General features: G+C 68.5%; 11 protein-coding genes. 6 read left to right on the top strand and 5 right to left on the bottom strand.

The annotated features are described in order from the left end of the window. Positions 1 to 129 precede the first annotated feature (129 nt). The gene (locus VD997_00455) at positions 130 to 477 is read left to right on the top strand and encodes a hypothetical protein (GenBank protein ID HYE60438.1); all 348 of its coding nucleotides are present in this window, start codon (positions 130 to 132) and stop codon (positions 475 to 477) included. Here VD997_00455 and VD997_00460 read toward each other — a convergent pair whose 3' ends face one another. After that, positions 478 to 2,238, bottom strand: coding sequence for a sodium:solute symporter (locus VD997_00460; protein ID HYE60439.1), 1,761 nt, complete (start codon positions 2,236 to 2,238; stop codon positions 478 to 480). On the opposite strand from VD997_00460, the gene VD997_00465 reads away from it, so the two are divergent. Then, complete coding sequence (locus VD997_00465; protein ID HYE60440.1) at positions 2,237 to 3,397, top strand: N-acetylmuramoyl-L-alanine amidase; 1,161 nt, start codon at positions 2,237 to 2,239, stop codon at positions 3,395 to 3,397. The genes VD997_00460 and VD997_00465 overlap by 2 nt on opposite strands. Before the next feature lie 111 nt (positions 3,398 to 3,508). Here VD997_00465 and VD997_00470 read toward each other — a convergent pair whose 3' ends face one another. Together VD997_00470 and VD997_00475 are read right to left on the bottom strand one after the other, a co-directional pair. After that, positions 3,509 to 3,886, bottom strand: a complete 378-nt coding sequence (locus VD997_00470) for a hypothetical protein (protein ID HYE60441.1) — start codon at positions 3,884 to 3,886, stop codon at positions 3,509 to 3,511. A gap of 229 nt (positions 3,887 to 4,115) precedes the next feature. Then, positions 4,116 to 5,261: a N(4)-(beta-N-acetylglucosaminyl)-L-asparaginase gene (locus VD997_00475; GenBank protein HYE60442.1), complete on the bottom strand. Its 1,146-nt coding sequence runs from the start codon at positions 5,259 to 5,261 to the stop codon at positions 4,116 to 4,118. A gap of 97 nt (positions 5,262 to 5,358) precedes the next feature. Here VD997_00475 and VD997_00480 point away from each other — a divergent pair, with 97 nt between their 5' ends. Genes VD997_00480 through VD997_00490 form a run of 3 tightly spaced genes read left to right on the top strand, consistent with a single transcriptional unit; the run spans position 5,359 to position 8,122 of the window. Continuing rightward, positions 5,359 to 6,420 (top strand): NAD(P)-binding domain-containing protein, encoded by a 1,062-nt coding sequence (locus VD997_00480; GenBank protein HYE60443.1) that lies wholly within the window; start codon positions 5,359 to 5,361, stop codon positions 6,418 to 6,420. A 59-nt stretch (positions 6,421 to 6,479) separates the two neighbouring features. Continuing rightward, positions 6,480 to 7,010, top strand: a complete 531-nt coding sequence (locus VD997_00485) for a sigma-70 family RNA polymerase sigma factor (protein HYE60444.1) — start codon at positions 6,480 to 6,482, stop codon at positions 7,008 to 7,010. Continuing rightward, a complete protein-coding gene (locus VD997_00490; GenBank protein ID HYE60445.1) occupies positions 7,007 to 8,122 on the top strand; it encodes a DUF4349 domain-containing protein in 1,116 nt (371 codons plus the stop codon). Before VD997_00485 ends, VD997_00490 begins: the two co-directional genes overlap by 4 nt. A 231-nt stretch (positions 8,123 to 8,353) precedes the next feature. Here the strand turns inward: VD997_00490 and typA are convergent, their stop codons facing one another. Further along, positions 8,354 to 10,303, bottom strand: a complete 1,950-nt coding sequence (typA, locus tag VD997_00495; protein HYE60446.1) for a translational GTPase TypA — start codon at positions 10,301 to 10,303, stop codon at positions 8,354 to 8,356. A gap of 440 nt (positions 10,304 to 10,743) precedes the next feature. Here typA and VD997_00500 point away from each other — a divergent pair, with 440 nt between their 5' ends. After that, on the top strand, positions 10,744 to 11,472 hold the full coding sequence (locus VD997_00500) for a hypothetical protein (GenBank protein HYE60447.1): 729 nt from the start codon (positions 10,744 to 10,746) through the stop codon (positions 11,470 to 11,472). On the opposite strand, the gene VD997_00505 is transcribed toward VD997_00500, so the two are convergent. Next, the gene (locus tag VD997_00505) at positions 11,416 to 13,035 is read right to left on the bottom strand and encodes a hypothetical protein (protein HYE60448.1); all 1,620 of its coding nucleotides are present in this window, start codon (positions 13,033 to 13,035) and stop codon (positions 11,416 to 11,418) included. The genes VD997_00500 and VD997_00505 overlap by 57 nt on opposite strands. Positions 13,036 to 13,056 lie beyond the last annotated feature (21 nt).

Here is a 13,056-nt window from a genome sequence, read left to right on the forward strand (position 1 = left end):
GTTTGGGGCGAGTTGAAGGGGTACACGAGTGCGGCGGGGGCCGGGCCCCCGTGGGGCCGCCCGTCCGCAGGATGCGGGCGGCCCCGGACCTCGATGGCTCGACTACGCTCTCCCATCGACGGTGAACCTATGAGCGAGCCGAAAGTCAGAGACGACGGGTTGCCGCCCGGGTCGTTCCGCGAAAAGGCGACCGAGTACTTCATCCGCGAGCTGGGCGAGCCCGTCCATATCCAGGTCAAGGAAGGGACGATCTTCCGCTGGACCATCCGGCGTCGCGACAACATGGACCTGGCGATCTACATCACGCTCGACTCGCCCGAGATGCCTGACATCGCGCACGTCATGATCTCCGACCCCGGCTGCATTGACGCCGAGCCCATCAAGTCGTACACCCTGCGCACCGAGGACGAGTTCGCGATGGCCCTGGGGGAAATCCGTCGCCGCATGAACGGCGGCCAGTGCCAGATCAACCTCTAGTCAGACATCGATGTTCGATGGTGCGGCGGGCGCCCGCGCACGCCCAAGGCAGCAGACCGCGAATGCCAGCGTGGTCGCGATCAGCATCTGCCACGGATACGCAAGGTTCAGCGTGAGCAGGCGCGGGGCCTCGTCGGCCGGGATGTCGAGCCACTCGCCGATCTGTCGAGCGATGCCTGGCCACGCCTGCATGGCGGCGATTGCGCCGAAGCCGGTCACCAGCGCCCCCAGCGCACTGCGGTTGCTCCCGCGCCGCGTGAAGATGGCGCACAGGAACACGGCCAGCAGCCCGGCGTAGGCGAAGGTCATCACCTGCAGGGCGAAGTCGATGAGCGTGGTCTGCGGGTTGGCCTTTCGCCAATAGATGCACAGCACGGCGAAGCCGCCGATGAGGACGCCCCACGCGGCGGTGGCAAGGCGGCTGACGCCCAGGTAGTGCCGGTCGGAAACGGAGGCATCGCTCGCGCCACCGCACTCGGGGCAGATCGCCACGGCGTCGAGGCCAGCGCGGTTGAACCCGCAGTGGCCGCATGTGCCCGGCCTGACCGAGCGCGACTTGAAAGGGATGTAGAAGTCGCTCACGAACGTCGCCGCCATGGCGTTGATCGCCGAGTTGAGGCTCCCCAGCCCCGCCGCGAACAACCCCGCCAGCATGAGCCCCTTGAGCCCCGCGGGCATCTCGTCAAGGATGAACGCGGGGAACACCTGCCGCCCGCCGGCGAACTCCGCCAGCGGGGCCTCGCCGCGGGCGGAGGCGCCTGTCTTGTAGAACACGAACAGCAGCGCTCCGATGGCCATGAAGATCATGGTGATGGGCAGGCTCATCAGGATGGCGCTCCAAGCCGAGCGGCTGCCCTTCAGGGAAGACTTGCACGTAAGCATCCGCTGCGCCAGGTCGTGGTCGGTCCCGTAGGCCGCCATGTTGATGAGCGAGAACCCGAAGATGGCCGTGAGCAGCGTGTAGGTCTGCGAGGGGTCGAAGCCCATCATGGGCTTGCCCGCCTCCAGCCCCGCGCGGGCGAGCGTGGTCTTGGTGGTGCCATCGGGCAGCGGCTGCTGGAGCACCCCCCAGACCTCGCCCAGCGGCAGGTCGATCTTGTGCAGCAGGACCAGCACCGCCCCGATGGCCGCGCCGACAAGAACGAGCGTCTGCAGCACGTCGGTCCAGATGACGCTGGCAATGCCGCCGATGAGCGTGTACGCCACTGCGACGAAGCTCAGCAAGGCGATGGACGCGATCAGGTGCATAGGGCTGCTGGCCGCGTGGGCTCCGAACAGCACCATCGAAAGCGGGATCGCGGCGATGTACACCCGTGCCCCGCTGGCGAACAGCCGGCCCACCATGAACGCCCCGCTCGCGGCCCTCTTCGTCCCCGGCCCAAAGCGCTGCTCCAGCAGGCCGTACACCGTGGTCACGTTGGCCCGGTAGAAGGCGGGGATGAAGAACGCCGCGACCACCGCCACCGCGATCACCGAGCCGAGCGTGGTGGACATGAAGGTCATGTTGCCCTTGTACACCGACTCGGGCACGCCGATGAACGTGGCCACCGAGAGGCTGGAGGCGATGACCGAGAACGCGACGGCCCACGCGGGCATGCGGCGGTTGGCGAGGAAGTACTCGCCGGCGCCCGAGGGCTCGCGCCGGGCGAACCAGATGCCCGAGACCAGCATCAGCAGCAGGTAGCCGCCGACCACCACCCAATCCAGACGCGACAGGCTCAACTCCGGGCTCGACTCGGCAATCAGTAGCATCGGCGTCATGTCCCTCCCTGGCACCCGCACATCCCTCGTCGGTGTTCCTGCCCAACGCGCTGCAGAATACCGGCGATCGGGCCTCGCGCCCGCACTGCTCGGCGCGGGCGTGCTCGCGTTCCTGGCCGGCTGCAAGAGCTCCGCCCCGACCGCAGCCCCGCAGCCCAACCCTCCGTCCTCCGCACTCAGCGCCCCGTCCCCCCCGCGCCCCGTCCCCGGCACCCCCGCCGCCCGCCTGGGTGACGAGATCATGATCGCCGGACAGCTTTTCCACACCGGCGCGCCCGTGATCCTCTGGACCGACCCCGGGGGCTACGACGCCTACCGCGTCGAGCGGCGCTTCGTGCCGTGGGAGGAGGCCTCGTGGGAGGCCACGGCCAAGAAGGGCGGAATCGACACGCCCAACCGCTACGGCGTCCGCCGCCACAACCTCAACGACGAGGAGTTCGAGCGCATCCGCGCCGGCGGCTGGGACCGTGCCACGCTCCAGAAGGCCGTGGACCAGTTCGTCATCCACTACGATGTCGCGGGCACCAGCCGTCGCTGCTTCCGCGTGCTGCACGACGCCCGCGGCCTGTCGGTCCACTTCATGCTCGATGTCGACGGCACCATCTACCAGACGCTTGATGTCAAAGAGAAGGCCTGGCATGCGACCACGAGCAATGACCGCAGCGTCGGCATCGAGATCGCCAACATCGGCGCCTACCCCACGCCCGACGCCGCGCCCCTGACGCGCTGGTACGCGCCGGCGGACAACGGGCAGCACACGGTGAAGGTGCTCCCTGAAGAAGTGCGAACCGCTGGCCCCTTCTCACCCGCCCGCCCGGGGCCAGTCCAAGGGACGGTGCAGGGCCAGACCCTCTACATGCACGACCTGACACCGCAGCAGTACGACTCGCTTGTAAAGCTCACCGCGACGCTCTGCACCGCGCTCCCCGCCATCCGTTGCGACTACCCCCGCGACGGCGCGGGCCAGCTGATCACGACCACGCTGCCGCAGGAACAGCTCGACACCTACACCGGCCTCCTCGGCCACTACCACATCCAGCAGAACAAAATCGACCCCGGGCCGGCGTTTCAATGGGAGAAGGTGATCAACGACGCCCGCGCCCTCATGGGCCAGTCACCGCTCACGCCGGCGCTGTCATCCGCGAGGCCCGCTCAGTAGAAACAGAAACACCGGAGCACTGGCCGTACCTGCCAGCACACCGGTGTTTCACTCAACCCGGGCGCGTGAGCGCCCGGAACCCGCGATCACTCAGACCTTCAGGGAGAAGGTTTACTCGTTGCCGCGCCCGCCGCCGGAGCCGCCGCCCGAGCGCCCGCCGCCCTGGCCGCCGCCGCCGCTGCTGTCGCGACCGGGGACGTTGCCCTGGTTGCGGTTCTGCACATCGGTGCCGCCGAGGTCCTGATCCTTCTGCTGCTGGCCGAAGCCCTGGTTCTGGCCCTGGTTCTGCCCGCCGATGTTGCCCTGGCTGCCCATGCCGCCCTGGCCGCCGATGTTGCCCTGGCTGCCGCCGCGGTTGAGGTTCTGGCTGCCGCCCTGGTTCATGCCGCCCTGGCTGCCGCCGCCCTGCTGGTTGCGGTTCTGGTTGTTCTGATTGTTCTGGTTGCGGTCGTTCTGGTTGTTCTGGTTACGGTTCTGGTTCTCCGCCATGTGCATGCACCTCGTTGGATCGGGCCGTCGCCCGCGGACTCAGCGCGGCCCCGCCGTTCCTATTGGCGGTCGGCCGTGCTTCTGCCCGAAGATGCCTGCGCGGTCCAGTCCCCGGTGAGCGCAGGATCAAAGCCCGGTGGCCCGTCTGACACCCAGCTTGAAAAGCCAAGTGACTCCAGCTGGCGCTGCACGCGTTCAGCTGGGGTGCAAGGCTCCCGGGCGGCCTCTCTCATCTGCTCTCAAAGAGGCTCGGCGCATCGACCTCGCGCCCGCCCTCGGCCGTCGCGACCGCGAACTTGCCGCCCGGGTAGAGCGAGCAGCCGCCGTACGCCCCGTCCTTGCGCAGGGCGTAGAACTTCAGATCAAAGTCGGGCTTGCCGCCGGCGCGGAGCAGCCGCTTCTCCTTCGTGTGGTCCGCCACGCGCTTGGCCGCCGCGAGGCACGCCTCGGTCGGCGTCATCCCGCGCCCCATGCACTCGACGATGTAGAAGCTCGAGAGATTGGCGAGGTTGGCCTCGCCGCGCCCGGTGCTGCCCGCCGCGCCGATCGCGTTATCGCAGTAGTTGCCCGCGCCGATGATGGGCGAATCGCCCACGCGCCCGGGGATCTTCCACGACAGCCCGCTCGTTGAGGTGCACGAGGCGATGTCGCCCTTGGGCGTCACGACCGAGCAGTGCACGGTGCCGGTGGTGTAGGCGAGGGCCGCGCGTTCGATCGCGGCGCGGCGCTTCTGCTGCTCGGGCGTGCCGTCCTGCCAGTGCTTCCCCACGGGCTCGTCGCGCTCGTCGTCGTTGAGGCGGTCGTCGTCCTTGCCGAGGTTCTCGCGCCACTTCTGCCACTCCAGGCGCGACTCCTCGGTGAGCAGGTCCTCCTCCTTGAAGCCCATCTGCTTGGCGAACCGCAGCGCTCCATCGCCGACGATGAGGCAGTGGTCGGTGCGGCGGAGCACTAGCAGGGCGACCATCGCAGGGTTCTTGATGTTGCGCAGTCCGGCCACGGCGCCGGCCTTGTGCGTGGGGCCGTACATCACCGAGGCGTCGAGCTCGACGATACCGTCCTCGTTAGGCAGCCCGCCCAGGCCCACACTGGTGTCGCTGGGGTCGTCCTCGATGATCCGCACGCCCTGCACCACGGCGTCGGCAGGGTCGTAGCCCTCCTTCACCAACTCCATCGCGCGGACGGTCGCCCGCAGGCCGTTAAGCGAGGCGATCGAGCAGGGGCCGCGGTGGTCGTCGCCGGTGTTCTTCGGGGCCTTCGCGGGCTGTGCATTCTCCGTGCCGGGCTGGCGGGCAAGGGCCGCCGGCCCCAGCACGCCTGCGCTGCCCGCAATCGCCCCTGCCGCCGCGATGAAGTGACGCCTGTTGAGCTCGCTCATGGCCCGGGTATAACACGCCAGCGGTTCGCTGTCGAGGGTGAGTAGGGGGCGCTTGTGGCGGCGGTGTGGGGGCCGCGTCTTCCACATACCCTCCCGCATGCATGGCAGTATCCGCCCGGCGATCATCGGCGCCGGCCCCATTGGATTGGAGGTAGCGTGGGCGCTGCGGCGCGAGGGGCTCGACCCGCTGCACTTTGACGCCGAAGCGATTGGCGCCACGATGGGCTGGTGGGCGCCGGGCACGCGGTTCTTCTCCAGCCCGGAGCGGATCGCCATCTGCGGCGTGCCGCTGCTGACACCCCACCAGGACAAGGCGACACGCGAGGAATACCTCACGTACCTCCGTGGCGTGGCGGCGCAGTTCGGCCTCCATGTTCGGACCTTTGAGCGCGTCGAGCGAATTGAGCCGCCCGCGGGCGAGGGCGCTCCGTTCCACCTACACACCCTCACCGCCGCGGGTGAGCACACCTACGAGGCCTCGCACGTGATCGCCACCATCGGCGACATGCACCGCCCGCGACTGCTGAACATTCCCGGTGAGGACCAGCCCAACGTCAGCCACTACTTCCAGGACCCGCACGTGTACTTCGGGCGGCGCATTTTGATCGTCGGCGGGAAGAACTCGGCGGTGGAGGCGGCGATCCGCTGTTACCGCGCGGGCGCTCGCGTGACCATCAGCTACCGGGGTGCCGAGTTCGACGACAAGCGCGTGAAGTACTGGCTGCTGCCCGAGCTGAAGGGGCTGATCAAGGATGGGCACATCGCCTTCCTGCCGCAGACGCTGCCGACCGCCATCAATGCCACGCGTGTGGAGCTCGCCCGGACCGACGCCAACGGGCAGCCCACCCCGGGCACGCTCACGCATGAGGCCGACGACATCCTCCTCCTCACCGGCTACGAGATGGACGGCTCGCTCCTGGCCGCGGCGGGCGTCACGCTCCATGGCCTCCAGCACGCGCCCACCTTCGACCGCCGAACCATGGAGACCAACGTGCCCCGCCTGTACGTCGCGGGCACCGCCACCGCCGGCACCCAGTCCCGCTTCCGCGTGTTCATCGAGAACTGCCACGACCATGCTCTCAAGATCGCGGCCCACCTTACCGGCCGCACGCCGCCGCGGGAGCCCGAGCACCGGCCCGAGGCCCTGCTCGAGACCTGACAGATTTCTTCGCTGAGGCAAGAACCAAGGGCGGCCCGGCCCGGTCTAATCCAGTGACAATGCCCGACGACCCCGACCTGCCACTGCTGCAACGGTTCGCCAAGGGTGACAACGCCGCCCTGGGCGAGCTGGCGCGCCGCTACGAGCAGCCGCTGCTCGGGCTGGCGCTGGGCATCGTCAACAACCGCGAGCTGGCCCGCGACGCCGTGCAGGACATGTGGGTGCGGGTCATCCGCGCGGCCGCGAGTTTCCAGGCCCAGAGCAGCGTGAGGACGTGGATGTACCGGATCCTGATCAACCGAGCGATCACCCTGCGGCAGGCCGCGGCCCGGAAGCCGGTGTCTACCACCTTCCCCGAGGCCGACGCGGCTACTGCGGTGCACGCGGGCGAAGAGGCGGAACGCATCCGCACGGCCGTGCGCGAGCTGCCTGAGAACCAGCAGCTCATCCTGCTGCTCGCGTACCACGAGGGCCTCACGCACGAGGCCGCGGCCGACGTGCTGGGCATCCCGCTGGGCACGCTGAAGTCGCGCCTGCACGCCGCGCTCACGGCTCTGCGCGCCAAGCTCGGCGCGGAGGTGGTCGCATGAGCATCGATCAGAGCAGTCTGGAGGCCACCTTGACATCGATGACCGCGTGGAACGACCCAGCGCAAGGGGTGTGGCAGACTGCGCTCGCGGCGACGCGGCCGGTGCGGCGGCAGCGGCTGTCGCGCCCGTCGAAGCTGGTGAGTGTGCTGGCCGTGCTGGTGCTGGTGGGGCTGGCAGTGGGGATCATGCTGCCCTCGCTGGGCAAGGCGCGGTCGTCCCGCAGAGTGGCGAGTGAGATGTCCGTGGCTTCAGGCCCGCCGCCCGCGGCCAAGACGGCCGCCCGTGCCCGCGGCGGTGAAAGCACGAACTATGCGATGGCAGGGGGGCCGCCGCCTCCAGCCTCCGCAGCCCCAGCCAGCCCACCCCCGCCGCCCCAGCCCGCGATCGACGCGCCTGCCGACCGCATGGTGATTCGGAAGGCCACCGTCGAGCTCAAGACGCCAGATGTGCGGGCGGCGTTTGCCAAGGCCGCGCAGGTGACGAGCGAGGCCCAAGGCGAGTACATCGAGAGCTCCTCGCTCACCGGCGAGGGCGACGAGATGCAGGCCACGATGACGCTGCGGGTGGCCGCGACGCGACTGTCGACGGTGCTCAACCAGCTGCGGGGCCTGGCGGAGGTGACCAGTGAGAACAGCACCGGCGAGGACATCACCGACCAGTTCGTCGACCTCGATGCCCGCCTGCGGAACGAGCAGCGGATCGAGACCGAGCTGCTGGAGCTGCTCGCCTCGCGTAAGGACGCCCCACTCCGCGAGGTGCTGGAGCTGCGGGACTCGATCAGCCGCGTGCGGGAGTCGATCGAGCGCATGACCGCGCAGCGCGAGCGGCTGTCGCGCCTGGTGTCGCTGGCCACCGTGCTGGTGATCATCCGGCCCGACAGCACCAAGCCGCCGCCGATACCCGACGGGCTGGGCCGCTACTTCGTGAAGCAACTGCGGAGTGCGTGGCAGGGCTCGCTGACCTTCCTGGCCGACTCCATCGCGCTGCTCGTGCACATCATCATCGGCGGGGCGGTGTTCTGGATCGCGGGGGCCCTGATCCTCGCGGCCATCCTGACCGCACGACGTCGCGCCACCCGCCGCCTGGGCCAGGAGCCAGCGCCGTCTCTGTAAAAACCTATGCTCGCTGTGCTCCGGCGCCCCACTCGGATTGAACCACAGAGCACACAGAGAGCACAGAGGAAGGCGCTTGGATTCGAGGCAGGGCAGGTAAGCCATCCAGGCGCCGAAGGTGGAAAACAAAAAAAAGGCGGATCGGACTTTGCTGGTCCAACCCGCCGTCTTTGTCTTTCTCTGTGCTCTCTGCGTGCTCTGCGGTTCAATGCGAACCACGCCGACAGAGGGTCATTCAGCCGATTCCTTGTCCCGCGCCTGGCGCTCGGCCCGCTTGCGGAGGCTCTCGTCCAGGATCTTCTTGCGGATGCGGATGCTCTTGGGCGTGAGCTCCACCAGCTCATCATCCTCGATGTATTCCATCGCGGCCTCGAGGCTCATCTTGCGGGGCGCCTTGAGCACCACGGTGGCTTCCTTGCTGGCCGCACGCATGTTGTCCAGGTGCTTGAGGCGGGTGGCGTTCACGGTCAGGTCGTTATCGCGGTTGTGCTCGCCCACGATCTGCCCGCCGTAGACCTTCTCGCCGGGGGTGACGAACATCACGCCGCGCTCCGCCAGCTCCTTCAGGGCGTAGGTCGTCACCGCGCCCGTCTCCAGGCTGATCAGCACGCCCGCGGCCCGGTGGGGGATCGCCCCGCTCACGGGGTCAAACCGCAGGAACGAGTGGTGCATGATGGCCTGGCCCTGGCTGGCGGTCAGGATGCGGTTACGCATGCCGATCAGAGAGCGCGAGGGGATCTCGAACAGCAGGTGCGACTGGTTGGTGCCGCGAGGCTCCATCTTCTTGAGCTCGCCCTTGCGGGCGCCCACCAGCTCCATCACCGAGCCTACGACGTCCGTCGGGCAGTCGATCACCAGCTCCTCGACGGGCTCGTGCGCCACGCCGTCGATGTCCTTGATGATCACCTCGGGCTTGCCCACGGCGAGCTCGAAGCCCTCGCGGCGCATGGTCTCAATCAGAATGCCGAGCGACAGCGTGCCGCGCCCGGAGACCATGAACTCGTCGCTGGTGCGGCCGGGCTCCACCCGCATGGCTACGTTGCGCTCCAGCTCCCGCATCAGCCGCTCGCGGATCTGGCGGCTGGTGACGTACTCACCCTCCAGCCCCGCGAAGGGCGAGTCGTTGATCTTGAAGAGCATGGTCATCGTCGGCTCGTCGACGCGAACCGGGGGGAGCTGCCGGGGGTTCTCAACGTCCGCGACCGTGTCGCCGATGTCGATGGACTCAAGGCCCACGATGGCGCACAGGTCGCCGGCGTCTACGCTGTCGACCTCGCCGCGCTTGAGCCCCTGAAACTGGAGCAGCTGCGTGGGCTTGGTCTGCACGATCTTGCCGTCGCGCTTGATGACCGCGACCGGCTGGCCGGTCTTGATCACGCCGTTCACCACGCGCCCGATGCCGATGCGGCCGACGTACTCGTTGTAGTCGATGTTGGTGATCAGCACCTGCAGCGGCTTGGTGGTGTCGGCCGGCGGCGCGGGCACCTCGTTGACGATCGCCTCGAACACCGGCCGAAGGTCCTTGGGCGCGTTCTCGCCCGTCGCGATCGGGAACTCCTTGCTCGCCCAGCCGTCACGTCCCACGGCGTACACCACCGGGAACTCCATCGCGTACTCCTCGGCCCCCAGCTCGAAGAGCAGGTCGAACACCTCGTTCACCACCTCCTGCACGCGCTGGTCCTGGCGGTCGATCTTGTTGACGATCACGACCGGCTTGAGGCCCTGCTCCAGCGCCTTGCCCAGCACGAACTTGGTCTGGGGCATCACGCCCTCGGAGCTGTCCACCAACAGGCAGCAGCCGTCGGCCATGCGCAGCACGCGCTCGACCTCGCCGCCGAAGTCGGCGTGGCCCGGCGTGTCCAGGATGTTGATGCGGTAGGTCTTGCCGTCCAGCGCGGTGTAGTTCACCGCGCAGTTCTTGGCCAGGATGGTAATGCCGCGCTCGCGCTCGAGCGGGTTGCTGTCCATGATGAGGCCGTGCTGCCCGCCCTCGAGCTTCTCGAGCTCGCCGGAGCGGAAGTTGCCCGACTGCTTGAGCAGGTTGTCCACCAGGGTCGTCTTGCCATGGTCGACGTGCGCGATGATCGCGACGTTGCGGATGCCCTGGTTGCGGGGGGTGGTGTCGACCGGCTTGATGGAGGGGGTGGTCTGGGTCATGGTCGGTGCGGCGGCGGTGCTCATAAGGGTCACGTCGGGTCCGTTCAGCGGGCTCGGCGGCGAGGTGCTGGCTCTATGGATCGTGGGAGGGATTCCAGGGGCATTCCACCCCTGTGGGGGGCGAAGTATAGGAAGCCACTTGCGCCCATTCCGAGGGTGTTTGACCCCTTCGCAGGGGTGGGAGGGCGGGTTGAACACGGCCTTGACATGCCCAGGGCGGTGCGCGACAGGCTATCGGCCCCTCACACCCGGCACGCCCGGCACAGGCCGCACGACTTGACGCCCCGGCACACCCGGCACAGTTGACGCGGTGGGCTTTGTATCCCGGCTGTGGCAGATTCCCCGGGAAGGGCCCTTGAGGGCCTGCACGCCAAGCGCACAGACGAGCAACCGGCCCGAGCCGGAGCACGCGGGTGTACCCCGCGGCCGCTCTCCCTGCGCGCACAACCGGAGAGAGGTCGCCCATGAAGCTCGCCGCCGCATCGCTCGCGCTGCTCGCCGCCGCCGGACTCGCTCAGGCCGACGTGACGTTCTATTCCAACGACTTCGAGGCTCAGACGCTCGGGCCGGAGTGGAGCAGCAACTCGGTGCTGTCCACGCTCACGCCCTTCACCCGCTACAACGGGCGTTACTCCAACGGCTACACGCAGCTGACGCTCGGCTTCCCGACGATCGGCACGAACACGCTCATGAGCAACAGCGGCGGGGGCAGTGGTGAGGGCGGCGGGGGTGGTGGGGGTGGTGGGGGTGAGACGCACCTGCTGTTCCGCCTCACCTTCGACTTCTTCGCGATCGACTCATGGGATGGCGATGCCAACTACATCAACTACCAGGGCGTCCGCGCGGGGCCCGACTGGCTCGACGTGAACGTCAACCAGACCAACATCTTCCGGGAGACCTTCAACAACCGCGGGTACACGCAGACGTTCCGCGAGCCCGACCAGCTGCGCGTCAACCTTGGGTACGTCCCCGAGTTCCAGGACGCCATCTACCGGTCGATCACGCTCGAGTTCACAGCCACGCCCAACCAGCCCCTCGTCATCCGCTGGCAGGACTCGGGCCTTCAGGGGCTCGCGGACGAGTCGTGGGGCATCGACAACGTCAACTTGTCGTACACGGTCATTCCCGCGCCGGCGTCACTCACCTTGGCCGCGGGTGGTCTCGCGCTGGGCGCCCGCCGTCGGCGTCGGTGATGCAAGGAGCTTGAGGTTGAGCTCGGCGTTGATCGTCCCCTCGACGTAGCCCTTGGACTCGCGCACGATGCGTGAATCGACGCGGTCGAGCCACCGCAGGGCGCGCCGGTTCACCGGAACACCGGCGCTGGCCGAATCGGTCACCGGCTTCGACGCTTCCATCAGTGCCATCATGCGGCGCGGCTGCACCACCAGCCGGAACAGGGTTGACTGGTCGCGCATCGCGCCGTGGGCGAGGTGGCTCGCCGTCCGCCGCACCATCGCCTGCGGTTCCTCGCCCTCGCCGAACCGCACCGACAGGACAAGCCAGCCGGGCGTGCTCTCCGCCTGCAGAACCCCGCCCGCGGCTGCGTAGCACCAGGCGGCCCGACCGTCGCCGCTGATCATGCCGCCCAAAGCGGGGGCACGCTCCGCACCAAACGTGCAGTGGCGGATGCCGTCCACCGTTGGGATGTTGGTGTCAGTCACTGGCATGCCCGCGACGGAGCACGCCCAGGCGTCGGCCGCGTTCACGGCTGCTTCGATACTGCGCAGCGGCAGCGCGATGGTCATCGAGCCACCGGTGCTTTCGGGGGCGTGCACGGCCACGATCGCCGTGCCCTGCAGGTTCTGCCGCACCTCGGCGGGCAGGCTCATCATCCCCAGCAGGCTGCTCATCAGCGTCGCGGGCTTGCCGTGTGTGAAGGAGGGTGAACCGGCTACCAGCAGCGTCGCGTCCTGCTCCAGGGCGTCAACGGCCTCCGAGGGCCATGCAACAGGTGACGCGTCGATTCCGACGATCCCGCCGTCGACCACAGCGTCGCTGGCGAGGAACCGCGCTGTCCAGCCGTGGGACGTTACGGTCCCGGAGAGCGCCAGGAACTCGTCAGGCCGGGTGCCGCCGGCGTCACGCCCGCGTGCGAGGAGGAACAGGTCGGAACTGGTGAGCGGCTCGATCCGGGCCCACTCCGGGCGAGCGCCCAGCGTTCCAGCACGACCGGCTGTACCGAGGGAGCCCATCACGCCCTCAAACAGAGGCTTGTCGGAGGAGAGGACCAGCTGAGACCACGCGCCCTCATCCACACCGGGCAAGCCCGCGGGCATGGCGAGCTGGAACGCCCCGCTCTCAACCGCCAGCACCGGAACGTTGCCTGCAACCGAGCGCGGCACGGCCCCCAGCCGCCCACCGAGTGCCCGCCGCTGCTCCGGCCTGATGAGGGTGATCACCACAAAGCGCAACGGGCTGTCCTGCTCCGACGCCCCGTCCACCGCCAGCACGGCCGCGTTGCCGAGGAGCGAGTCGATCGCCTGCTCGGCGCCGAAGTCCATCCGGCGGGAGAGCTCCATCCAGGCGCTGGCGGTGCGGGCCCAGTCGCTGCATTCAGTGAGGAACCGCTCAAGGGCGCGTCCCTGCGGCTTCTCGCGGATGCTGCTGAGGCCGCGGACGCTCATGACCAGGTCTACCTGGTCCGGCAGCGACTCGACGGTCTTCGTTGGGGTTGGCACCACTTGCGCCCGGGCGGCGGGAACCGCCGACAGCAGCGAGGCTCCGATCACCGAGCCGAGGATGATCCTGCGGTTCATCAACTGACCGCTCCCACCACG

The sequence above is a fragment of the Phycisphaerales bacterium genome, from assembly GCA_035627955.1.
In the GTDB taxonomy this organism is placed as follows: domain Bacteria; phylum Planctomycetota; class Phycisphaerae; order Phycisphaerales; family UBA1924; genus JAEYTB01.

What these genes read in the sequence shown, in the direction of transcription:
- VD997_00455 (HYE60438.1), top strand. Translation starts at nt 130, where the DNA reads ATGAGCGAGCCGAAAGTCAGAGACGACGGGTTGCCGCCCGGGTCGTTC.
- VD997_00465 (HYE60440.1), top strand. Translation starts at nt 2,237, where the DNA reads ATGTCCCTCCCTGGCACCCGCACATCCCTCGTCGGTGTTCCTGCCCAA.
- VD997_00460 (HYE60439.1), bottom strand. Translation starts at nt 2,238, where the DNA reads ATGACGCCGATGCTACTGATTGCCGAGTCGAGCCCGGAGTTGAGCCTG.
- VD997_00470 (HYE60441.1), bottom strand. Translation starts at nt 3,886, where the DNA reads ATGGCGGAGAACCAGAACCGTAACCAGAACAACCAGAACGACCGCAAC.
- VD997_00475 (HYE60442.1), bottom strand. Translation starts at nt 5,261, where the DNA reads ATGAGCGAGCTCAACAGGCGTCACTTCATCGCGGCGGCAGGGGCGATT.
- VD997_00480 (HYE60443.1), top strand. Translation starts at nt 5,359, where the DNA reads ATGCATGGCAGTATCCGCCCGGCGATCATCGGCGCCGGCCCCATTGGA.
- VD997_00485 (HYE60444.1), top strand. Translation starts at nt 6,480, where the DNA reads ATGCCCGACGACCCCGACCTGCCACTGCTGCAACGGTTCGCCAAGGGT.
- VD997_00490 (HYE60445.1), top strand. Translation starts at nt 7,007, where the DNA reads ATGAGCATCGATCAGAGCAGTCTGGAGGCCACCTTGACATCGATGACC.
- typA (HYE60446.1), bottom strand. Translation starts at nt 10,303, where the DNA reads ATGAGCACCGCCGCCGCACCGACCATGACCCAGACCACCCCCTCCATC.
- VD997_00500 (HYE60447.1), top strand. Translation starts at nt 10,744, where the DNA reads ATGAAGCTCGCCGCCGCATCGCTCGCGCTGCTCGCCGCCGCCGGACTC.
- VD997_00505 (HYE60448.1), bottom strand. Translation starts at nt 13,035, where the DNA reads ATGAACCGCAGGATCATCCTCGGCTCGGTGATCGGAGCCTCGCTGCTG.